Genomic DNA, 20,923 nt, shown 5'->3' with positions numbered 1-20,923 from the left:
CGATGAAGCCATCACCCCTGCGAATCCATCGACCGACGACAGTCGACGAGACTCTCGACCTCCTTGCCGCCCGAGGTGACACCGGAAAGATCCTCGCCGGAGGCCAGAGCCTCGTTCCCGTCCTCAACATGCGCCTGGCCGCTCCCAGCGATCTCATCGACATCACCTCTGTGGCCGGAATCGACGATCTCGAGGTCTCGGGCGCCGACGGTTCGGAGGAGATCTGCGTGGGTGCGAGCGTCACACATCGACGGGTCGAACGCAGCGCGGACGTCACCAGGGCCAACCCCCTCCTCGGCGAGGCTCTGCGCTTCGTTGCGCACCCCGCGGTGCGCAATCGGGGCACGACCGTCGGATCGATCGCCCATGCCGACCCCAACGGCGAGATGCCGATGGTCCTCGCGCTCACCGGTGGTCGCATCGAGGCGCGCAGCCGACGCGGTGAGAGGACATTGGACGCCGAGGAACTCAACATCGGGCCGTTGGAGACCTCGCTGGAATCCGATGAGCTCATCACCCGTGCGATCTTCCCAGCGCTGCCCGCGGGTTCGCGCACAGGCTTTGACGAACTCGCCCGGCGCAGCGGGGACTACGCGCTTGCGGGAGTGGGGATGATCCTCGACGTCGACGGCGAGACTGTGACGGGGCTGCGCTGCGGATTCGTCTCCGTCACCGACGTTCCCGACATCCTCGACCTCGGCGAAGCCGTATCAGGTGCCGAGCTCGGCGATGCCTCCACGGTCGCTGCAACGGTCGCCGAGGCGGTGCGTGACTTCATCGACCCGGGCGGGGACATCCACGCCTCGGCGGACTACCGGAGACACCTTGCCGGAGTGATCGCCTCCCGCTTGTTCCGGCGTCTGTGCCGCAGCGACGGCTCAAGCGGTCGCGGAGATGCACGCGGCGCAAGCGGTCGCGGCGAGGACAGCCTGGTCGGGGCGACCGGTGACGACACTGAGAGTAGGCGAGCATGACCGAAGACATCGGCACAGAACCGACATCGAACATCCGACTCGCAGTCAACGGCACCCTCCACGAGCTCGAGGTTCCCGACCGGAAGCTGCTCTCGGACGTGCTCCGGCAGGATCTGGAGCTGACGGGCACCCATGTGGGCTGCGAACACGGAGTCTGCGGGGCCTGCACGGTCCAGCTCGACGGTGAGCCCGTGCGCTCCTGCCTGATGTTCGCCGTCACGGCTCAGGGACATGAGATAACAACGGTCGAGGGCATCGGCGACGATCCCGAGAACCCGTCCGACGTCCAACAAGCCTTCATCGACTGCCACGGTCTCCAGTGCGGGTTCTGCACCCCGGGCTTTGTCACGACCATCGACGCCTACATCGACGAGAATCCGAACCCCACCGAGGAGGAGGCGCGCGAGGCCGTGTCCGGCAACCTCTGCCGCTGCACCGGCTACCAGAACATCGTCTCCGCAGTGTGTCGAGCCGCCGAACTGCGCGCAGAGGGGGCCTCGCAATGACCACTCGCCTCTTCGGCCAGAAGATCACTCGCCGCGAAGACCCGCGCCTGCTCACCGGCCACGGCCGGTATGTCGACGACGTCTCGGGAACGGCGATCGCCGCCGCATTCGTGCGCAGCCCCCACGCCCATGCCGACATCCTCGACATCGACGTGACCGGCGCCCTCGACGTCGCCGGCGTCATCGCGGTGTGGACGCACGAGGACCTGCCCGGACAGGCTGCAGAACGGCTGCCGATGCTCATTCCGCATCCCTCGATCGTCGCCCCGCACACTGGGTACGCCCTGGCCAGGGATCATGTGAACTTCGTCGGCGAGCCCATCGTCATGGTCATCGCCGAGAACCGCTACATCGCGGAGGACGCTGCGAACCGTATCGAGGTCGAGTACAGCTTCCGCGAGGCCGTCGTCGGAGTGGAAGCGTCCCGCGAGGGAACGCGAATCGTCCATGAGGGGATGAAGGACAACGTCGCCGCTCACATCGTGCAGGATGTGGGCGATGTCGATGCGGGCCTCGAGGGCGCGCCCCATGTCCTCGAACTCGACCTCGAATTCGAGCGCAGCGCCTGCATGCCGATGGAGGGCAAGGGCGTCGTGGCACGGTGGGACCCCGGCGAGGAGAGCCTGGAGGTCCACTCCTCGACACAGACGAGCACAGGGCTGCGGGCCGTGCTCGCAGCCAAGCTCGAGATCCCGCTGACCCGGGTCGAGGTCATCACCCCCGACGTTGGCGGAGCCTTCGGTGTGAAGATCAACCACCCCTGGCCGGAGGAGCTCGCCGTGGCCTGCGCCGCGCGTGCGCTCGAGACCACTGTCAAATGGACCGAGGATCGTCGCGAGCACTTCATCTCCTCCGCCCATGAGAGAGCGCAGACCCAGTGGGTCAAGGTCGGCTTCGACGACGAGGGACGGATTCTCGGACTCGACGTGAAGTTCTGGCATGACAACGGGGCCTACCTGCCCTATGGCGTGATCGTCCCGCTCAACACCTCCACCCACATCATGGGCCCGTACGTGATCCCGGCGTTCCGCGTCGAGTACTGGTCGCTGTACACGAACACCGTCATGGTCACCCCGTATCGTGGTGCCGGTCGCGCCCATGCGGTGTTCATGATGGAGAGGACGATGGACGCGATCGCCGCCGAGCTCGGCCTCGACCGCACCGAGGTGCGTTTGCGCAACTTCGTCCGCGACTTCCCGCATCCCATGGGCCTGCGGATGCAGGACGGAGCCGAGGGCTGCATCGACTCGGGAGACTTCGTCACCTCGATGGACAAACTCAAATCGATCGTCGGCTGGGATGAGTTCGAGACCTACCGTGAGCAGGCCCGCACCGAGGGCCGCCGGGTGGGCATCGGTCTCGCCTGCTACATCGAGAGCACCGGTGCCGGGCCCTACGAAGGCGGACACATCGAGGTCGAGTCCTCCGGACGGGTGAACGTCTGGACCGGCCTGACGACCCACGGGCAGGCCCATGCGACGGTCTTCGCCCAGATCGTCGCCGATGAGCTGGGAGTCCCGCTCGAGACAGTCCATGTCAAGACCGGCGATACGCGCAAGCTGCCCTATTCGGTGGGCACATGGGGGTCGCGCGGAGCGGTCATGGCTGGCAACGCACTCCACCTCACCGCGAAGAAGGTGCGGCAGAAGGCTCTGCGGATCGCCGGTGAGTCCCTCGAGGCCGATCCCGAGGACCTCGAGATCGACGAGGGCATGATCCAGGTCAAGGGCGATCCCAGCGCGTCGATGCCGCTGGCGGCGGTGTCGGTGCTGTCGAACCCGCTGCGCTACGCCTTCGACGAGAGTGCACGGGCGGCCACCCAGTTCGCCAAGGACTCCGCCGAGGACGAGCCCTCGATCGGGCCGGGAGAGCAGCCGGGGCTCGAGGAGCAGGAGTTCTTCTCGCCGCTGCGCTCAACCGTGGCCAACGGCATGCATGCCGCGATCGTCGAAACCGATCCGGAGACCGCGGACATCAGAATCCTGCGCTACTGCGTCGTCCACGACTGCGGACCGATGGTCAACCCGCTCGTCGTCGAGGGGCAGGTCCACGGAGGTGTGGCCCAAGGAGTCGGCGGGGCGCTGTACGAGAAGATGGCCTATGACGCCGACGGACAGCTGCTCAACGCCTCCTTCATGGACTTTCTCATGCCCTTCGCGTCCGAGGTCCCTCACGTCGAGACCGACCACCTCGAGACTCCGAGCCCGCTCAATCCGCTCGGCATCAAGGGGGCCGGCGAAGCCGGCACGATCCCCGCCGCCACTGCGATCGCCTCGGCCATCGAGGACGCCGAAGGGATCCCCATCCGCTCGATGCCGTTGGACCCCTCGACCCTGTGGCATATGAGAACGAACCATGCCGCGGGCGAGCTCAACCGCTCCCGCTGAATCCGACCGAAGGACATCCAAACCATGCTCATCTCCTCCACAGCCACGATGATCGCCGATCCCGCGACTGCTTATGCCGCATTCCACGACGAGTCGATCCTCGCCGCGACCATTCCGGGAGTCGAGAGCTTCACCCGGACCGGTGAGGGCAGCTTCGACGTCGTCCTCACCATGGGCGTCGCCGCCATCAAGGGCACGTACAAGGGCACCGTCGCCTTCTCCGAGGAGGTCGAGGACACGTCGTTCGTGCTCAGCGCCAAGGGTGCGGGCGGCCCCGGCACCATCGGTGCGGACATCTCGGTGGCACTGGCACCCGCAGCCGAGGGCGGCAGCGACATCACCTGGGAAGCCGATGCCGTGCTCGGCGGGCCGATCGGTGGAGTCGGACAGCGGATGCTCGGCGGGGTCGCCAAACGCATCGCGAAGAAGTTCTTCGCCGACATCGACGCGGCCATCCGCGACGGTGTGCCGGAGAAAGGTGCGCCCGCAGGTTCCTCGACCAGCTCCGAGGTGGGCGCGGGCGTGCTCCCCGCTGCCGCCGCTCCTGCCGAGTCGAATGGCACTGTCGTGGGTGCGCCCGCGGCTTCGTCCGTGTCAGGAGATGCTCCGGTTCCCGCCGCCCGGGCGACCGGCAGCCACCGACCGTGCGGCGATGGCTTCGTCGTCGGCGCTGCCGTCGGGGCAAGCGCAGCGTTGCTCGGCGTCTGCTTCGGTCTCCTGGCCGGTCGTCGTTGACGACGGATTCCCCGACCTGGCTGTCGCTGACCGAGCAAGCGGCCGTCCTTGACAGTCGTGAGCTCAGCAGCGTCGAACTCGTGACCGCGCACCTCGACCGTATCGCCGAGATCAACCCGGCGACGAATGCGATCGTCACCCTCGAGCCCGAACGCGCGCTCGCCGCGGCCCGTGAGGCGGACCGACGACGTGCGGCCGGCGAAGAGGGCCTGCCGCCACTCTGCGGAGTGCCCATGACCCACAAGGATACGCATGACACCACGGGCATGCGCACGACCTACGGCAGCGAGCTCTTCGCCGATCATGTGCCGCAGCGGACCAGCACCGTCATCGCGCGACTGCAGTCGGTAGGTGTGATCTCCACAGGCAAGTCGAATGTGCCCGAATTCGCGGCCGGGGCGCACACGGCCAACCGAGTCTTCGGGACAACACGAAATCCCTTCGACATCACCCGGTCGGCCGCCGGATCCTCGGGAGGCGCGGCCGCGGCCATCGCCTGCGGAGTCCAGGCTGCCGGGGACGGTTCCGACACCGGCGGCTCACTGCGCCTGCCCGCCTCGTTCAACAACATCGTCGGGCTCCGGCCCTCGCACGGGTGGATTCCCCGGACCTTCCCCGAAGATCCCTGGCAGTGGCTGAGTCAGCCGGGCTTCATGGCGCGCACCGTCGACGACGTCGCCTGGCTCATGGAGCTGTGCAGCGGGACTGGCCCTGGGCCCGCCTCGCCGCGTTGCGGGCCTTGGCGCGAGGAGGCGACCGATCTCAGCGGAATCACCGCAGGGTTCTCCCCCGACCTCGGTGGTCAGCTCGAACTCGAGGCGGAAGTCCGGGACGTGGTCGCCGGCGCTGCCTCGGTGTTCGCCGACCTCGGCGCCCGGCTGAGTGAGGCCGTGCCGGATCTCCGTGCGGCTCGCGGTGTGTTCCGCACGGCCAGGGCCTATGAGTTCGCGGCGAACCTGCGGGAGGTTGATGCCACCCATCCGGGGCGGCTGAAAGCCTCCCTGCAGGCCGATGTTGATGCCGGTCTTGCACTCACCGCCCCCGATCTCTTCGACTTCGACCGGGCACGCACGAAGCTGTGGGCGGCGATGAACGACTACTTCTCCACCCACGACGTCCTCATCACGGTGACCTCGCAGGTCCTCCCGTTCTCTGCGGAGGACGACTACCCCACTCGGATCAACTCTCGACCGATCGATGACTATATGGCATGGGTCGACTCGACGACTCTCATCTCCGCCACAGGCTGTCCGGCACTGAGCGTGCCCGCTGGCTTCGGCTCCACTGGCCTGCCGATCGGACTGCAGATCATCGGCCCGGTCGGTGGTGATGCCACAGTGCTCCGCGTCGCCCGTGGCTTCGAGGCCGCCACCGGATATGCCCGGCGTCGTCCGGACCTGTGGGGGGCGGGAATCTCAAGCCGGGAAGTCAGCATCGGCGGCTGAGAAGAGGAAGCGAACGGTCCGCGAGGGGCGACAGAGATGAAGCGAAGCACGACCACTGACCGTGTTGCCGCCGGCGAACGGTCGGGCACAGGCTGGACGCTGGCCGCGACGACCTATGTGTTCGCGGTCGTCATGATCGGCACCACTTTGCCGACGCCGCTCTACCCGCGCTATCAGGTCGAGTTCGGGTTCGGCAGCACACAGACCACTCTGCTCTTCTCGATCTACGCGGGAGCCGTCATCGCCGCGCTCGTCTTCTTCGGCAGGCTCTCGGAGGCCTGGGGCCGGAAACCGCTGCTGGCCGCAGGCGTCCTCGTCTCCCTCGCCTCGGCGGCGCTGTTCATGGTCGGTGATCATCTCGGTCTGCTCTACACCGGACGGGTGCTGTCCGGGATCGCAGCCGGCATCTTCACGGCCACCGGGACTGTCGCAGTGCTCGAGAATGCTCCGCCCGGCAGACGCGGACTCGCAACGTCTCTGGCCACAGCCGCGAACATCGGCGGCCTAGGATTGGGCAACCTCATGTCGGGAACGGTCGCCGAGGCGTTCCCTCGCCCTCTGTTCATGCCGTTCCTCATCCACGCCGTCCTCCTTCTGCTCGCAGGAGCAGCGCTGGTGGGGGTCAGGGAGAGTGCGCTCTCGCGTTCCCGTTCCCTGCGCCTGCAGCTTCCCGCCATCCCGTCCGAGTCACGTGCGGTCTTTCTCCGTGCGGTGCCGGGTGCCGTCGCGAGTTTCGCGATCGCCGGTCTGTATTCGGCCGTGGCTCCGAGCTTCATGCAGCAGACCTTGGGCATCGCCTCTTCGGCCGTCATCGGTGCGGTCGTCTTCGCGCTCTTCGGGGCATCGGCCGTGTGTCAGCTGCTGTTCCAGGGGCTGGCCGATCGGGCTCTCGTCCTGTGTGGAGGGATCATTCAGGTCGCATGCATGGCGTCCCTGTCGTTCGCACTCCTGGCGGATTCGACCCTGTTGCTCGTCGCCTCGGCGATCCTCGGTGGGGCCGGGCAGGGCTTCCTCTTCACGACGGGCATGCGCGCCATCACGGCCGTCACGGAGGTGCGGAACAGAACGGCAGTGACGACTTCGTACTTCATCCTCGCCTACCTGGCCATGTCGGCGCCGATCATCGGCGTCGGTGCGCTCGCACTCGTGACAGGGCTCGTCACCTCGACGATCACTTTCGCCGTTGGGACAGTCCTGGTGTCCTGTCTGAGTCTGCTCGGGCTCGGGAGATGGAGTAGTCAGCGTCGCGGGGGCGACGGGTAAGCATATTGATGTACTCGAGTTGATCGGCGACTGACGGACGCGAGTCGGGTGATCAGTTCGTTCCGGACCCCATGGGCTCGGTGCGGTCACTGAGTTCGTGGGGTCGGCGACCGTCCCCGCGGACGAACGCGAGGTAGCACAGCCACAGGGCGAGAGCCCACAGCAGGCCGACCCACAGCGCCGGGCGCGAGTCGGGGACGATGCCGACCATGACCAGCACGAAGAGAATGAATGCCACGGTGAGCCAGGAACCGAGGGGCCATAAAGGCACGGGGAATTCGCTGGGCAGACGGTTCTCCCGGGTGATCACGCGTTTCATCCGAAGGTGGGCGGCGAGGATGACCAGCCAGACCAGCAGCGTGGCGAAGGTGGCCAGTGCCCCGAGCAGGAACAGAGCCTGGTCGGGGTAGAGGTAATTGAGAAGCACTCCGACGAGCAGGGCGACGACCATGGTGATGACTGTCATCACGGGCACGCCATTGCGGGAGGTGCGGGCGAAGGACCGTGGGGCCTGCCCCTGTTCAGCCAGCCCATGGAGCATCCGGCCGGCGCCGTAGATATCGGCGTTCATCGCAGACAGCGCCGCAGTGATGAGGACGACTTGGAGGACGGCAGCGGCTGCACTGAAACCGACGGAGTCGAAGATCGCGACGAAGGGACTGACGTCGGAGGTGATCTGGTTCCACGGCAGGATGCACATGATGACGCCGAGGGTGAGCACGTAGAACAGCAGGATGCGCACCGGCACCGAATTGATGGCTGCCGGGATCACCTTCTTAGGGTTCTGCGCCTCTCCAGCGGTGACGCCGATGATTTCGACGCCGCCGAAGGCGAACATGACAATGGTGAACGAAGTGAGCAGACCCCAGATCCCATTGGGGAAGAAGCCGCCGTGGTCGAACAGGGACTGCGGTCCCATATGGTCGTGGTCGGCGATGCCGAAGCCGAAGATGATGATCGCGATGCCTGAGGCGATGAGGGCGATGATCGTGACGATCTTGATGAGCGCGAACCAGAACTCAAGCTCACCGAAGACCTTCACTCCGATCATGTTGATCGCCGCAATGAAGAACACCACGGCGAGCACCCAGATCCACCGAGGCACCTCGGGGAACCAGAAGCCCATGTACACGCCGATCGCGGTGGCGTCGAAGACGGCGACGAGGACCATTTCGAAGGCGAAGGTCCAACCGACGAGGAACCCTGCGAACGGGTGGAGATAGTGGGAGGCGTATTGGCCGAAGGAGCCGGAGACGGGGTGGCGGACGACGAGTTCGCCGAGGGCGCGCATGACCATGAAGACGGCGGCGCCGCCGATGATGTAGGCCAGCAGTACGGCAGGTCCGGCCGATTGGATCGACTCCGACGAGCCCATGAAGAGGCCGGTGCCGATGGCCGAGCCGAGGGCCATGAAACGGATATGGCGAGCGGTCAGGCCCCTTTTCAGGCCTGCGTTCTCCCCGTGCTCGTCGGCTGAAACCATGGGTGTCCTTGACTCTCGACTGCCCGGGGCCACCCTTCGAATCCGCGTTCTGTCTCGGCCCCACGGCCATCTCAGGATCTCATATGGACAAGGAGGTAGTAGACGGACCCCGGAGCAAAGAGTCAGAGGTCACTCAAGCCGTCTGCCTGTCACTGGCGAGCATTCCGAAGATGAGGGTGTCGGTCCACTCGCCCTTCGACCACCAGTCCTTGCGCAGGTGCGCCTCCTCCCGCATGCCGATCCTGCGAGCCAACTTCGCCGAGGCTGTGTTCCGCGAGTCCATCTGTGCGAATACCCGGTGGAGGCCGTAGTGATCGAAGGCGACGTTGAGGACGGCGATGGCCGCTTCGGTGGCGAAGCCGTGGCCGCTGGCGGCCGGATCGAGGATCCAGCCGATCTCCGCTTTCTCATCACTGCCGTCTTCGAGCCACAGCGCGATATCGCCGATGACGCGTGAGCCCTCGAGCGAATCGAGGCCGTCGGCGGTCTCGATGACCAGGGCCAGGGCGCGGGATTCGGTCTCGAGCCCCGTGCGGGGGAGGCGTTTGGCGATCTCGGTCTCGGCCATCTCTGCGGTCCAGGGGTCTTGGAGGAGGAACCGAGAGACGTCCTCACGGGAGTAGATCGGAAGGTGCGCCTCGGCATCGGATTCGACATAGGTGCGCAGACGCAGCCGGTCGGTGGTCAGCGGAAGTTCGAGTGGTTCCATGTGCCTACTCTGCCAGGCGAATCTGTGGGGATGACGAGCAACGCTGGGAACGGGGCTCTGGCGAATGCGTGACTAACGCATGCGAGCGGGCGGCCTCCAGCCTGATCGGCATCCGCGTGAGGTGAGTGGAGGGAACTTGGAGCCTGAGTCAGCTCGCAGCTCGGCCTTTGCGCCTCTGAACAATGGAGATCACGATGCTGCCGAAGAGCAGCAGACCGGCACCGGCGAACAGCACAGGCAGCGACCCGAGCCCCGTCCGCGGAAGCGCCCCGTCGGCATCTGATCCCGCATCTGCTGTTGTATCTGATTCGTCGAAATCTTTGCCTCCAGCGTCCGAAGCGGCATCTGAATCCGAGCTGCCGGAGGCTCCCGTGCTCGCATCACCGTTCGATTTCGAGTCTGAGGCGGCAACAGCTTCGTTGCCTCCGTCTGCGGACGAACCATCATTCTCATCTGAGGAAGAGGCACCTGCATCGCTCGATGCACTGTCGTCGAAATTCGCGTCGGAGTCCTTCGGCGGATCGGTCGGCGGAGGCGTGGGTCCGACATCGTCTCCCTGAGCAGTGACGATGACTCGGAATCGCGCTTGATCTCGCTTGGTGTCGTTCCCCGCCGATTCGGGGAGACGGACGGAGATCGTGATTGACTCCTTGTCGCTTGGGGAGAGCGTGCCGAGCCAGAATGGGGATTCGGTATCAAGAGCTTCGCCGAGAGATGCGGAGACGGTGTCGCCGAATCCGATGATCATGACCTCGGCGGAATCATAGAGCGGACCGTGCGGTGAGGCGGATTCGAAGCGGACACCGGTCATGACGTCCTCATCGGTCGTCTGCGAGACGATGAGTCTCTCCGACTTCGTGTCGCCGGGCACAAAGGTGAGGTCGGTGAAGAGCTTGCCGGGTGCGCTCCCGTCGGGACGGGTGACGACGATCTGACCATCGGCGCTCGCTGAGGCGGGGGCGAGCATTCCGCCGACCGTGGAGAGTAGCAGGACGAACATCGCGACTGCTGTTGACTGAACAAGACCACGAGTCATCGCACAAATACCTCGACGACCATGTCGTTGCTTGGCGTGGTCGAGCCCCACCATTCCATGACAACCCACTGCACCTGGCGCCCGTCGAAGCTATCGATGTTGTTAGCGTAAGGAGCGAGATTGACGGGATGAGCTGCGGACTTGTCGAAGTCGCCGCCATTGATCCAGTAACTCGAGGCGAGATATTGGACTGAGTTGTCGAGGGTCCGACTCCCGGAAGTGTCTCCTGTGAAGGCGTTCGAAAATGTTGGGTATGCCTCGATGTTGATCCAACAAAGACTTGTTGCACAACTAGGGAAAGCGTCCCTGTTCGTCTTGGTTCGGTTGGAGCTCACAATCCACGAATAGAGCTGGCGATCATTTGTAGTGAGTTCTGCTCCGGCAAGTGAGGTGGATCCTTCTCGGTGCAGGAAAGACAGCCTGGCTCCGAGGCCACTGGCCGGATCCAGGCGGCTGGCTGCCAGAGTCGAAGCTTGTGTTCTCCAATTGATCGAACCGGATCCCGAAGAGTTGCGCCAGGATGTGACCTTGAGTGTGGAGTTATTGGTCAGACGAGTGGAGTCGCAGGCCCAAGTCCTAACTCCGAGGCGTCCGTCTCCTCCGCCTGATCCAAACTCACCATTACGGACAACGGGGACGATGATCATCGAGGAACCGTTTGAAGAATAAGTAGGAAAGTCCTTCAGCCGGTAGACGTTGGGATTTTCAGCAGGATTGGGAACCGAGCACCAGCGGCCGACTCCGCCCGTGGTCTGGTCAGCCGTTGCACGGTCGGTGAGGTAGGCCGTCGTGACGCTAACCGGAACAAGCAGGAGCAACGCAGCCAGGATTGCAGTGATCATCCACGCTCTGCGGTGCGTCGGTTTCGGAAAGCGGCTCGTCAAGGCTTGCCCGCCTGCTTGAGTTGTAGCGAGTTTCTCATCGTGAAAATGGACTGGACGTCCAGACTGGCGCTGCGCCGGTTGAGAAGCTCGACTGCGACGTCGACCTTCTTCCCTGCCGAATTCGTCGCAGTTGCCGGCATTGACAGATCGAGAGTGACGGTCGCGGTGCCACCGGGCTTGAGAGTCTTGCCCAGATCCACCTTGTGGGTGAACCCGCTAGTGGTAAAGGCGGAGCTGGGAATGTCCTTCTTCGTGCCGTTGACGGTGGCGGAAGCCCGCAGATAGGTTCGCACGGCTGCGTAGTCATCGGCGCTCGACGGGGTTCCCGCAATGTCTAGGGTTCCCACTGCCGCAGTGGCGGACTCAGTCGAGTTCGAAACCGTGTACGTCCACCGCTGAGCCTGGACTCCGGGAATGATCCCTTTGCTTCCTGCAGGCACGACGATGTTCGGGTTCGACCCGGTCGAGACACTGGTGGGCCCGGACTGAGCGATTTCGGCCTCAAGTGTCCCCGCTCTGACTTTTGTGGTCTCCGACTCTGTTGAAGCAGACCACGCCGCATACGTCGCTCCGCCGCCGATGAGCAGTGCGCCGGCCGCAGCGGCGGCTGCGGCAGCGAACACTGCGCGACGGAAAGACATGTGCGTACTCCTCAGGTAGAGACGGGGATTGAGGAAGAGTCGAAGGGTGGGTCCGAAACAGCCGAACCCACCCTGAAGCTGATACGGATCAGTTACCGGGGACCTGAGTGAGGGTGTAGTCCACAGCGAAGTTGAGCGCACCGAGCTTGGCATCGTTGTACTGACCCTCGGTGCCCCACGGGAAGGTGATAGTGGTCGTCACCTCGACGGTGCCTTCACCTTCACCGGCGAGAGTCTCGCCGTCGAGTGTGAGGTCCCCGGTTGCTCCGGTCAGTCCAGTCGCTGCAAGATCTTCGGACTCGATGGCACCGGACAGGGCAGTGTCGGCGGGTGCGTCAGTAGAGGGAGTCACGTCGATAGTGCCGTCGAATTCAGCCTTGATGTTCTCGCCCTCGAGGGTGACGGGAATCGACTGCGTGTAGGTGAGAATGTCGCCGGGGACGATCTGGTCAGAACCGGGGTTGAACGCCACCGGATCGGTTGCGGTGCCGGATCCGTCGCCTTCGTGGCTGATCTCCCAGCCGCCTCCGGCGGGCGTGCCGAGGTCCAGAGTTCCAGCGGAAATGACCCCGTCGCCGCCTTCAGCTTCGTCGGTCCAGAACGATACGGTGCTGGCTCCGCCGACGAGGAGAGCGACGCCGATGCCGCCAGCAATGAGTGCCTTCGTTGATTTCTTCACGTGTGATCCTGTGTGTACGGGAGGGGTGGTTGTCGACGCGTGAAGCCATCAAATAGTCACATACTGGACTTCAATTGCGTCATGATGCAGGTAATCAGCATCCGTGAATTATGGTAATTGATAAACTTACAACAGGCAACGTAAATTGTGCAAAAGAGAAGTGATCTTGACCGCAGGCATCATTGTTTGATATTTGCTTCGGATGGTAGTTGCTTCTTCCTCCGATGCTCGATGAAGCTGCGGATCAACATGATGACTGCGTAGCCGATGAGGCAGACACCGACGATCGTGGCGATGGTTTGTCGGTTGCCCATCGGCACTAACTGGCCGAGGTATCCGACGTACGGAATGTGGTAAGTGACGACTCCTCGGATCTGTTCGGGGCGGACAGGGAGGGGATCCTCGGCGTTGTTCGCATCTCCCTGGGTCCGATAGCGAGTCTTGCCCTCGACGACATCCACCGCCACGACGCGGTGCGTCACCGTCAGAGGCTCTCCGGACTTCAGCTGATAGGTCACGACATCGCCGAATGTGACCTCGCCGGCTTCGACATGTTTGGACACGACGATCGAGCCGGTCGGAATGGTCGGCTCCATCGATCCGGAGATCACCGTAAACGGCTCTGCTCCGATGACTCTCGGCACCACAACCGTGAGCACGATGATGAGCGCGAAGATGCCTGCCAGTGTCCAGGCGATCACCTGCAGGGCGATGCTCAAACGGCGCATCCAAGGGGAGCGGGAATTCGTGGATTCTTCTTCACGGCGCTGCCGACGGCTGACCGGCGGCGGATCGACCTCCGGCGACCGGGTGTCTTCAGAAGAATTCTCGGACATGCTTCCAGTCTGCCATTTTGTGACAGCCGATGTTGTCAGGATCGGTGATACTGAAATTCGCCGTCGAGGACATGTTTGAGCTCAGCTGATAACTTTCGACATCTCAGGCATGCTCGCTCTGTCACCGCCTCAGCGCCTGCCCCCACGACAGCTTCGGACCCGACTTCAGGATCGAGCGCTCGAAGATCCTCGTGGCCAGCAGCAGCGCGAGCAACGTGGTGACGATGAGGATGAGCAGGGACACCAGCGGTTCCCACCATTCGATCGTGCCGAGAAAGACGCGCATCGGCACTGCCACCGCTGCCGAGAACGGAATGTAGGACAGCACCGCCATGACCGTTTCGTTCGAGGAGAAGATGATGACACCCATATAGGGCAGGAAGATGAGCATCATGATCGGCGTGCTGGTCGAGGGAAGGTCCTCGGTGCGCGAGACCATAGAGGCGGCGGCCGCATAGAGGGCGGCGACCATGACGAAGCCGACGATGAAGAGCGGGACGAACCAGGCGATCGGTTCGGCGACCTTGTCCAACACCATGTCGTTTCCGCTGATGGCGGCACCCGCGAGGACCGCGACCGCGGTGAGCCCGATCTGCGCGAAGGCGAGGATCGTACACGCGATGACCTTGCCGAACATGAGCACCCGTGCCGAGGTGGACGCGAGCAGGATCTCCACGATCCGCGACTGCTTCTCCTCCACCACGGACGAGGCGATCGTGTTCCCGAACGTCATCGCCGCCATGAAGAACACCAGACCGAGGCCGAGCCCGATGAAGTACGTGAGCGCCGGGTCCGGGGCATCGGGATCGAGGAGTTCGACCTCAGGAGTGAGACTGAGTGCGCCGATGAGCGATTCCGGTGCCGAACGCAGGGACAGCACCGCCACCCCGGTCGGCGAATCCTCCGATTCGACGACGGCGGATTCGACCTCCTCGGAGTTGATCAGGGCTTTTGCCTCGTCGACGTCATCCACTTCGACGGTCTCGATATCGTCGATCCCCTCGACGGCTTTCGCCCCCGCCGAGGTGACCGCCACCTTGTCCGTGGAGGAGAACAGTGAGGGCAGCGCTCCGGAGACCCCGACGAGTACGCCGAAGAGGACGATGCTCAGGATCGTCGAGACCATGAAAGCTTTCGACTTCAGCCTGACCATGATCTCGCGTTCGATGACGAGTCCGATCGCGGTGGTGAATCCGGCTCGGCTGCTGCCGGCGCGGGCTGCTTGAGTGCCGTCGGCGGCGGTGGTCGTTTCGGTGGTGCTCATGCCTGCGTGACCTCCTGGAAGAGACGGTTGAGGGCAACGTCGTGCGGAGCGAAGGACGACACCGAGGAGACGGTGAGCGCTTTGCGCAGGACCGCCTCGGCGGCATCGGCATTCGGGGCCGTGAACCGGACCCAATTGCCGTCGAGCTCGACGACGGAGATATCGGGCAGACCACGCACCCAGCCGAGGTCCGCATCCGTCTGCAGCGTCCACTCGGGCAGACTGCGCTGCCGGCGCAGTTCCGCGGTGGTGCCTGCTGCGACGAGGCGGCCGTCGTTGATGATGACGAGATCGTCGACGAGGCGTTCGACGAGGTCGAGCTGGTGGCTGGAGAAGAGCACTGGGGCGCCGGAGGAGGCGAAGGCGGTGAGGACGCCGAGGGTGCGTTCGACGGCAGCAGGATCGAGGCCGGAGAACGGTTCGTCGAGGACGAGGGCTTGCGGGTCGTGGATGAGCGCCGCAGCGATCTGGACCTTCTGCTGATTGCCGAGGCTGACCGATTCGAGAGTATCGGTGGGTTCGCCCTTGAGGTCGAGCTGCTCGAGAAGGTCGAGGCCGCGCTTCATCGCCGCTTGGCGGGTGAGGCCGTGGAAGCGGGCGAGGTAGACGAGCTGATCGATGATCGGCATCTTCGGGTAGAGACCTCGCTCCTCGGGCATGTAGCCGATCGCACTGCGGTGATGTGCCGTGATCGGATCACCGTCGACGAGGATGCGGCCGGAGTCCGCGGCGAGAACGCCGAGGAGGATCCGCATGGTCGTGGTCTTGCCCGAGCCGTTCGAGCCGACGAAGCCGGTCATCCGGCCGTCGCTGATGTCGAAGCTGAGGTCGTGCAGCACCTGCTTGTCGCCGAAGCTGCGGTTGATGTTCTCCAAGGTGATCATGCTTCAACGCTATGTGAGGCGCGGTGCGAGCGGATCAGTCTTGAGGGTGAATTCGGTACCCTGCGTGAGGGGGATCGCGGCTCTTCGCAATCGAGGGTGCAAATGGGGTCGGAAGGTGCCTGCGAAGAGTCCGAATATCCCCTGTTGCGTGGTTCGGTACGCGAGTATCATTCAGCCCATGACGAGACCGAGTGAGATCCTCGGCAGCGTAGTCGCCGCCAGTGAACGCGAGCAGCTTGAGACGTTCCTGGACTATCTGCGCGACGCCGTCGTGCGCAAAGTCAGCGGCGTCTCGGAAGAGGATGCCCGGCGCAGCCCGGTTCCGACCGGCACCAACCTCGGCGGCCTGATCAAACACCTTCGGTGGGTGGAAATTGGCGGGTTCGCCCAGCAGATCGGGCAGATCCCCGTAGCGGAACTGCCGACACCGCCGTGGACCGACGCAGACCCTGAGGCCGACCTGCGGTTGGAGCCGGACGAGAAGCTGGACGATGTCATCGGTGCCTACCAGGCGGAGTGCGACCGCTCCCGAGAGATCGCCGCCCAGCATAGCCTCGACTACTCTCCGCAGGGCTCGGAGCTGACGTTGCGGTGGGTGTACCTGCACGTGATCCTGGAGACCAGCCGGCACGCGGGACACGCGGACATCGTGCGCGAGATGATCGACCACACCGTTGGCGACTGACTGCTCGCCGCGCGGCGGCGGCATAGGGTGGCAGCGAGAGGGAGTAGCGACGGCGCCAACGGCAGTGGCGACCTGTCTAGCCCCCGACCTTCGCCACGCCGTTCTCGTACGCCCAGATCACTGCGTGGATGCGATCGCGGATGCCGAGTTTCGACAGCAGGTTCGACACGTGGGTCTTCACGGTCGCCTCACCGACGAAGAGGTTGTTGGCGATCTCGGAATTGCTGGCCCCGGTCGCCACCAATTGCAGAACCTCGAGCTCGCGGTCGGTGAGGTGGTCGAGCTCAGGAGCTGTCGGCGTCGCAGGTTCCGGGGTGGACACGGATCGTTCGATGACACGGCGAGTGACCTCGGGGGAGAGCAGGCCGTCTCCGGCGGCCAAGGCGGTCACTGCGTCGATGAGCTGCTCGGCCTCGGCGGTTTTGAGCAGAAAACCACTTGCGCCGGCATCGAGTGCACGAAACAGGAAGTCGTCGCGGTTGAAGGTCGTGAGCATAAGGACCGCTCCGGCAGCGCCGCGGCGGACGATCTCCTCTGTCGCCTCGAGCCCATCCATAACCGGCATCTGCACATCCATGCAGATGACATCGGGTGACAGCTCAAGTGCCCTGTCGATGGCGATCTGCCCGTTCTCGGCCTCGCCGACAACGGCGATCCCGTCCTCGCTTTCGAGGATCGTGCGGAAGCCGGTGCGGACCATGGACTGGTCGTCGACGAGAAGGACTCGGATCATATGGATGCCTTCGCAGAGGTGTCGGGGCGATTGTGGGTGACTGGGTCTGCAGTTCCAGAAGAAGCTGGGTCGTCCGGGCAGACAGTGCTGCGTGGATAGGGGATGCGAGCACGGACGAGCCAACCGCCGCGTGACTTCGGGCCCGCTTCGAGGCTGCCGCCGAGGGCGCTCATCCTCTCCCGCATACCGACGATGCCCAATCCCAGTCCTTCGCTCTGAGTTCGTCCCTCGGCTTCGGGCCGGGCACCAGCGGAAACAGACGTGGCCGCACCGCCTGCCGGGTGAGAATCACTGACTTCGACCTCGAGATCACTGCTGCCGTAGCGCAGCCGTACTTCCACCTCGGCGCCGGCGCCCGCGTAACGAGAACAATTGGTCAGAGATTCCTGAATGACGCGATAGATCGACATCTCGGTGATCGGAGTGAGGGGGCGAGGTTCCCCGATCGTCGCGTACTCGACAGTTTGGTCGAATCGTCGGGCCGATTCGATGAGTTCCGGAAGATCGCCGAGGCTGGGGTTGCCTTTCGTCGACGCCGCCGTCGCATCTCCGGCCGGGTGGTCCGCTGCCTGTCCTTCCTGAGCAGACGCATTGTCCTTGGTGGCGGTGTCGTCGGTCGACGAGTCCGTGTCACGCAGTGTGTAGACGAGGGCGCGGAGTTCGTCGACGGTCTCGCGGGTCGAGGATTCGATGACCTGGAGCGATTCCTTGGCCTTGGCGGGGTTCTTCTCAATGCTGCGACGTGCGGCAGCGGCGTGGATTCCGACCCCGGCGATATGGTGGGCGACTCCATCGTGGAGTTCCCGCGCGATGCGGACGCGTTCGAGGTCGAGAGCCTGCCGAGTCAGCTGCTGCTCCTGTTCACGGACCTCTTCGTTGGCCGCGCGAAGCTCGGCCATGAGTTTCCGTTGCTTCCATGCGCGGTTGCCGAAGAGCCATGCTCCACCGAAGAACGCGACGTTCGTCAAGAAAGACACTCCACCGGACGCAGCGAACTGCAGAAGGGTGAAGTCGCCGAGAGCCCGATACTGGACGGTCAGCGACACCGTGAAGAGGATCGCCATGCCGATGCACAGCAGCAAGCGCGACCAGAAGGCGACCTTGCGGCTGCGCTGCCACTGTCCGATCGAATAGATTCCCATGAACAGGACGATCTGGGAGACGCCGATTTCCATGGCGCTGTTGACTAGTGCTACCGAGTAGACGAGGCAGATTGCAAATGCGCTCTGAGTCGGAAACCGGCGCCGATACAACAAGGGTGCGGTGAGGAGGACGGATGCGAGGCAGCAAGCCCACAGAGGTGCCTTCAGAACCTGAATGCTGGAGGCGCTGTAGAGCACTGCGAAGAGCATTGACGACACGGCCAGGCCAATGACGATGTAGACATCGCTCTTGGTGGTTCGCACAGGTGCCTGATCCTCCGTCATCCTTCCAGCTTAGACAGTGCCGTGCCCGGCCGGTATCCGCCGCAGTGGGGAATTCGCGATGCAGTCCTCCCACCGCTGGTGGAGGAGGGGAGCCGACGATATCAGCGCTGCTTCTCGGCGACGACGACGGCCAGATCCCGGTGCTGCCAGTGCACGTGGGTGGTCAGTCCTGCCTCGGCGAGCCAGGTCAGCTGCTCATCGAGCGAACTGGGGGTGTCGTCGATCCAGTCGATCGGGGTGACGACGTCCGCTGGGTCGGCGGGTACGACGAGATCACCGAGGACGAACCTCCCGCCGGGCTCGAGCACCGACGCGATGCGGACGAAGAGGTCGGCCTTGCCGGGGCCGTCGAGATGATGGACGGAGAGCGTCGACATGACCAGGTCGAACGGCCCCTTCGGCAATGATTCTTCGAGGCGGCCCAGCTGCAACCGGGTGCGTTCCGGGTCAAGGGTCGACTCGGCAGCGGAGAGCATCTCGGAACTCGCGTCGATGCCGAGCAGCTCGGCCTCCGGGAGTGCCTCGAGGACGCGCTGTGCTGTCAGTCCGCTGCCGACGCCCAGATCGAGGATTGACCTCGGTGCCCCGGTGGCCGCCGCAGCTGCCACCTCGGTCTGCAGGCGCGGGTAATCGGGGATCTCCTCGGCCATGAGCGCCAGGTAGGTCTCCGGGTCCCACTCGAAATCGGACATGTCAGCTCCTTCGCCGGTGCGACGAAGCCTACTCCTCGCGGCCCTACAGGTCGATGGCGACGATCGGATCCGTGGTCGGCTGCTTCGAACCGCCCTCGGGTTCGACGGTGATACCGAAGACGCTGCCGTCGGTGAACTTTTCGCCGGTGATGGTCACCGGCTCATCCGCCATCAGGCCGGCGTTTTCCGGGCCGTCGGCACCGATGACCCACATCTGCATCGACTTTCCGGCCGGTGGCTGTCCGATGTCTTTGGGGCTGAGGCGGATGAGCTGCTCGCTCTCGGAAGAGAGAACAGTGACAGAGCCGCCCTCGGGCAGCTTCTCGGTGTGCGTACGCAGATCACTGGCCTCCATGAGACGGGCAGAATCATCCAACTGCTGCTGAGTCGCGGCCAGCTCCTCTTCCAGAGCGTTCTGCCGCTGTTGCTGCTGCCAGAGGGTCCCGCCGAGACCGGCGGCGACAACGATCGCGGCCGCAGCTGCCGCCCAGGGCAGCCAGGAACCGCGGCCGGATTGCCGCTCACCTCGGCCCTCATTGCGGGCATCGGATAGGCGTGCCTCCCGACGTTCGCTGAGCGACGCCGGAGCGGCCGGCTCATCGGTGGCGGCATCCGCAGCGACCGACGAAGTCTCAGCCTCGACAACGGGTGAGGTCTCCGGAGCCGGTTCCTGTGCACGGCTCTCGGGGATCGACAGAATCGCCTCTTGAGTCGCCGAGCTGACCTCGACCGGTTCATCGGATTCGGCCGCGTCGGCCATCACGTCGGCATAGGCGGCGACTTCGGCGCGGAAGTCGGCGTCGGCATCGGCCAGCGCCTGAGCCTCGGTGAGTTCTGAGTCGCTGAGCCCGCCGAGGGCCAGCCCGGCAGCCAGATAGTCACGATCTGCGCTCATCGGCTTGCCTCCAACTCTTCTCGCAGCTTCTTCATTCCGTCCCTGATCCGTGACTTGATGGTACCCAGGGGCACCTGGAGATTCTCAGAGATCTGGGTGTGGGTCATGCCTTGGTAGAAGGCCATGACGATCGGTTCGGCCTGCTCATCCGGGAGGATCCGCAGAGCCGAGACGGTCCGGTCCGACTCTGCACGGGCGATGACGGTCTGCTCCACCTGGTCGCCTGCTTCGGCGGTGGTGCGGAGCCCGTCCGCATAGTCTCTGTCTTGTTGAGCTTGGACGCTGCGCACACAGTCGATGGCTCGCCTGCGGCACAGGGTGATCAGCCATGCCCGTCCGCTGCCGCGCCCCGGGTCGAAGCCCGAACACCGGGTCCACACCTCGGTGAAGCAGTCCTGGAGGACCTCCTCGGCCAGTGTTCGGCTCTTGACGATTCGCAGGATGACGGCCATGAGGATGCGGGAGTGAGTGATGAACAGTTCTTCGAATGCGGACCGGTCACCCTCGGCGATGCGGATCAGCAGGGCACCGCCGGGATCGGCGGAATCCGCCGGCTGGTGATCAGAACTCATTGCCCAATCATGCCATGCATGCAGAAACCGATCACACCTTTCCCAGGTGAGCGAGTCGAGCGGGGTGGGTGCAGTGGTGAGAGCGTGTGCAGCAGAGACGGTCAATCGACGTTCGCCTGAAGCCGCACGAACCGGCGAGGAACCGAAAGCGGCCGGGAGCCGATCCTGTTGCTGCTGATCGGTTCCCGGCCAC

General features: G+C 64.4%; 21 protein-coding genes. 7 read left to right on the top strand and 14 right to left on the bottom strand.

Features of this window, described 5'->3' with window-relative positions; genetic code table 11:
• The first annotated feature begins 2 nt into the window (after positions 1–2).
• Genes L1F31_RS17985 through L1F31_RS17960 form a run of 6 tightly spaced genes read left to right on the top strand, consistent with a single transcriptional unit; the run spans position 3 to position 7,310 of the window.
• A complete protein-coding gene (locus L1F31_RS17985; protein WP_265418588.1) occupies positions 3–974 on the top strand; it encodes an FAD binding domain-containing protein in 972 nt (323 codons plus the stop codon).
• Positions 971–1,480: a (2Fe-2S)-binding protein gene (locus L1F31_RS17980; RefSeq protein WP_265418587.1), complete on the top strand. Its 510-nt coding sequence runs from the start codon at positions 971–973 to the stop codon at positions 1,478–1,480. Before L1F31_RS17985 ends, L1F31_RS17980 begins: the two co-directional genes overlap by 4 nt.
• On the top strand, positions 1,477–3,867 hold the full coding sequence (gene cutA / locus L1F31_RS17975; RefSeq protein WP_265418586.1) for an aerobic carbon-monoxide dehydrogenase large subunit: 2,391 nt from the start codon (positions 1,477–1,479) through the stop codon (positions 3,865–3,867). Before L1F31_RS17980 ends, cutA begins: the two co-directional genes overlap by 4 nt.
• 24 nt (positions 3,868–3,891) lie before the next feature.
• Positions 3,892–4,602 (top strand): SRPBCC family protein, encoded by a 711-nt coding sequence (locus L1F31_RS17970; RefSeq protein WP_265418585.1) that lies wholly within the window; start codon positions 3,892–3,894, stop codon positions 4,600–4,602.
• Complete coding sequence (locus L1F31_RS17965; RefSeq protein ID WP_265418584.1) at positions 4,599–6,047, top strand: amidase; 1,449 nt, start codon at positions 4,599–4,601, stop codon at positions 6,045–6,047. Before L1F31_RS17970 ends, L1F31_RS17965 begins: the two co-directional genes overlap by 4 nt.
• Positions 6,048–6,083: 36 nt before the next feature.
• Complete coding sequence (locus tag L1F31_RS17960; RefSeq protein ID WP_265418583.1) at positions 6,084–7,310, top strand: MFS transporter; 1,227 nt, start codon at positions 6,084–6,086, stop codon at positions 7,308–7,310.
• A gap of 52 nt (positions 7,311–7,362) precedes the next feature.
• Here the strand turns inward: L1F31_RS17960 and L1F31_RS17955 are convergent, their stop codons facing one another.
• From L1F31_RS17955 to L1F31_RS17915, 9 genes are all read right to left on the bottom strand, one after another.
• Positions 7,363–8,793, bottom strand: a complete 1,431-nt coding sequence (locus L1F31_RS17955; protein WP_265418582.1) for an amino acid permease — start codon at positions 8,791–8,793, stop codon at positions 7,363–7,365.
• Between the two features lie 133 nt (positions 8,794–8,926).
• Positions 8,927–9,502 (bottom strand): GNAT family N-acetyltransferase, encoded by a 576-nt coding sequence (locus tag L1F31_RS17950; protein ID WP_265418581.1) that lies wholly within the window; start codon positions 9,500–9,502, stop codon positions 8,927–8,929.
• Between the two features lie 148 nt (positions 9,503–9,650).
• Positions 9,651–10,538, bottom strand: coding sequence for a hypothetical protein (locus tag L1F31_RS17945; RefSeq protein WP_265418580.1), 888 nt, complete (start codon positions 10,536–10,538; stop codon positions 9,651–9,653).
• Positions 10,535–11,380: a hypothetical protein gene (locus tag L1F31_RS17940; RefSeq protein ID WP_265418579.1), complete on the bottom strand. Its 846-nt coding sequence runs from the start codon at positions 11,378–11,380 to the stop codon at positions 10,535–10,537. Before L1F31_RS17940 ends, L1F31_RS17945 begins: the two co-directional genes overlap by 4 nt.
• A gap of 38 nt (positions 11,381–11,418) precedes the next feature.
• On the bottom strand, positions 11,419–12,063 hold the full coding sequence (locus tag L1F31_RS17935) for a SipW-dependent-type signal peptide-containing protein (protein WP_265418578.1): 645 nt from the start codon (positions 12,061–12,063) through the stop codon (positions 11,419–11,421).
• 88 nt (positions 12,064–12,151) lie between these two features.
• Complete coding sequence (locus tag L1F31_RS17930) at positions 12,152–12,742, bottom strand: alternate-type signal peptide domain-containing protein (RefSeq protein ID WP_265418577.1); 591 nt, start codon at positions 12,740–12,742, stop codon at positions 12,152–12,154.
• Positions 12,743–12,921: 179 nt separating this feature from the next.
• Complete coding sequence (locus L1F31_RS17925; RefSeq protein ID WP_265418576.1) at positions 12,922–13,578, bottom strand: signal peptidase I; 657 nt, start codon at positions 13,576–13,578, stop codon at positions 12,922–12,924.
• Between the two features lie 121 nt (positions 13,579–13,699).
• Complete coding sequence (locus L1F31_RS17920) at positions 13,700–14,842, bottom strand: ABC transporter permease (protein WP_265418575.1); 1,143 nt, start codon at positions 14,840–14,842, stop codon at positions 13,700–13,702.
• Positions 14,839–15,726 (bottom strand): ABC transporter ATP-binding protein, encoded by an 888-nt coding sequence (locus L1F31_RS17915; protein ID WP_265418574.1) that lies wholly within the window; start codon positions 15,724–15,726, stop codon positions 14,839–14,841. Before L1F31_RS17915 ends, L1F31_RS17920 begins: the two co-directional genes overlap by 4 nt.
• Before the next feature lie 178 nt (positions 15,727–15,904).
• On the opposite strand from L1F31_RS17915, the gene L1F31_RS17910 reads away from it, so the two are divergent.
• Positions 15,905–16,411, top strand: a complete 507-nt coding sequence (locus L1F31_RS17910; protein WP_265418573.1) for a DinB family protein — start codon at positions 15,905–15,907, stop codon at positions 16,409–16,411.
• A gap of 76 nt (positions 16,412–16,487) precedes the next feature.
• Here L1F31_RS17910 and L1F31_RS17905 read toward each other — a convergent pair whose 3' ends face one another.
• The 5 genes from L1F31_RS17905 to L1F31_RS17885 all read right to left on the bottom strand — a co-directional run bounded on the left by L1F31_RS17905 (position 16,488) and on the right by L1F31_RS17885 (position 20,730).
• Complete coding sequence (locus tag L1F31_RS17905) at positions 16,488–17,144, bottom strand: response regulator (RefSeq protein WP_265418572.1); 657 nt, start codon at positions 17,142–17,144, stop codon at positions 16,488–16,490.
• Positions 17,141–18,571, bottom strand: a complete 1,431-nt coding sequence (locus L1F31_RS17900) for a sensor histidine kinase (RefSeq protein ID WP_429860935.1) — start codon at positions 18,569–18,571, stop codon at positions 17,141–17,143. The genes L1F31_RS17905 and L1F31_RS17900 overlap by 4 nt, the downstream gene beginning before the upstream one ends.
• Positions 18,572–18,672: 101 nt before the next feature.
• Positions 18,673–19,263, bottom strand: a complete 591-nt coding sequence (locus L1F31_RS17895) for a class I SAM-dependent methyltransferase (RefSeq protein ID WP_265418570.1) — start codon at positions 19,261–19,263, stop codon at positions 18,673–18,675.
• A 43-nt stretch (positions 19,264–19,306) separates the two neighbouring features.
• Complete coding sequence (locus tag L1F31_RS17890) at positions 19,307–20,158, bottom strand: anti-sigma factor (RefSeq protein ID WP_265418569.1); 852 nt, start codon at positions 20,156–20,158, stop codon at positions 19,307–19,309.
• Entirely contained in the window at positions 20,155–20,730 is a 576-nt protein-coding gene (locus L1F31_RS17885) for a sigma-70 family RNA polymerase sigma factor (RefSeq protein WP_265418568.1), read from the bottom strand. The genes L1F31_RS17890 and L1F31_RS17885 overlap by 4 nt, the downstream gene beginning before the upstream one ends.
• Positions 20,731–20,923: the final 193 nt, after the last annotated feature.

Origin of the sequence: Brevibacterium spongiae (assembly GCF_026168515.1) — a bacterium.
In the GTDB taxonomy this organism is placed as follows: Bacteria; Actinomycetota; Actinomycetes; order Actinomycetales; family Brevibacteriaceae; genus Brevibacterium; species Brevibacterium spongiae.
The sequence above is the reverse complement of the archived record's forward strand: the minus strand, read 5'-3'. Positions and strand labels throughout refer to the sequence as shown.

Excerpts from the sequence above, each read along its gene's own strand:
- cutA (WP_265418586.1), top strand. The coding sequence starts at position 1,477 with ATGACCACTCGCCTCTTCGGCCAGAAGATCACTCGCCGCGAAGACCCG.
- L1F31_RS17945 (WP_265418580.1), bottom strand. The coding sequence starts at position 10,538 with ATGACTCGTGGTCTTGTTCAGTCAACAGCAGTCGCGATGTTCGTCCTG.
- L1F31_RS17885 (WP_265418568.1), bottom strand. The coding sequence starts at position 20,730 with ATGAGTTCTGATCACCAGCCGGCGGATTCCGCCGATCCCGGCGGTGCC.
- L1F31_RS17935 (WP_265418578.1), bottom strand. The coding sequence starts at position 12,063 with ATGTCTTTCCGTCGCGCAGTGTTCGCTGCCGCAGCCGCCGCTGCGGCC.
- L1F31_RS17940 (WP_265418579.1), bottom strand. The coding sequence starts at position 11,380 with ATGATCACTGCAATCCTGGCTGCGTTGCTCCTGCTTGTTCCGGTTAGC.
- L1F31_RS17910 (WP_265418573.1), top strand. The coding sequence starts at position 15,905 with ATGACGAGACCGAGTGAGATCCTCGGCAGCGTAGTCGCCGCCAGTGAA.
- L1F31_RS17920 (WP_265418575.1), bottom strand. The coding sequence starts at position 14,842 with ATGAGCACCACCGAAACGACCACCGCCGCCGACGGCACTCAAGCAGCC.
- L1F31_RS17970 (WP_265418585.1), top strand. The coding sequence starts at position 3,892 with ATGCTCATCTCCTCCACAGCCACGATGATCGCCGATCCCGCGACTGCT.
- L1F31_RS17980 (WP_265418587.1), top strand. The coding sequence starts at position 971 with ATGACCGAAGACATCGGCACAGAACCGACATCGAACATCCGACTCGCA.
- L1F31_RS17955 (WP_265418582.1), bottom strand. The coding sequence starts at position 8,793 with ATGGTTTCAGCCGACGAGCACGGGGAGAACGCAGGCCTGAAAAGGGGC.
- L1F31_RS17925 (WP_265418576.1), bottom strand. The coding sequence starts at position 13,578 with ATGTCCGAGAATTCTTCTGAAGACACCCGGTCGCCGGAGGTCGATCCG.
- L1F31_RS17895 (WP_265418570.1), bottom strand. The coding sequence starts at position 19,263 with ATGTCCGATTTCGAGTGGGACCCGGAGACCTACCTGGCGCTCATGGCC.
- L1F31_RS17985 (WP_265418588.1), top strand. The coding sequence starts at position 3 with ATGAAGCCATCACCCCTGCGAATCCATCGACCGACGACAGTCGACGAG.
- L1F31_RS17900 (WP_429860935.1), bottom strand. The coding sequence starts at position 18,571 with ATGACGGAGGATCAGGCACCTGTGCGAACCACCAAGAGCGATGTCTAC.
- L1F31_RS17915 (WP_265418574.1), bottom strand. The coding sequence starts at position 15,726 with ATGATCACCTTGGAGAACATCAACCGCAGCTTCGGCGACAAGCAGGTG.
- L1F31_RS17950 (WP_265418581.1), bottom strand. The coding sequence starts at position 9,502 with ATGGAACCACTCGAACTTCCGCTGACCACCGACCGGCTGCGTCTGCGC.
- L1F31_RS17960 (WP_265418583.1), top strand. The coding sequence starts at position 6,084 with ATGAAGCGAAGCACGACCACTGACCGTGTTGCCGCCGGCGAACGGTCG.
- L1F31_RS17905 (WP_265418572.1), bottom strand. The coding sequence starts at position 17,144 with ATGATCCGAGTCCTTCTCGTCGACGACCAGTCCATGGTCCGCACCGGC.
- L1F31_RS17890 (WP_265418569.1), bottom strand. The coding sequence starts at position 20,158 with ATGAGCGCAGATCGTGACTATCTGGCTGCCGGGCTGGCCCTCGGCGGG.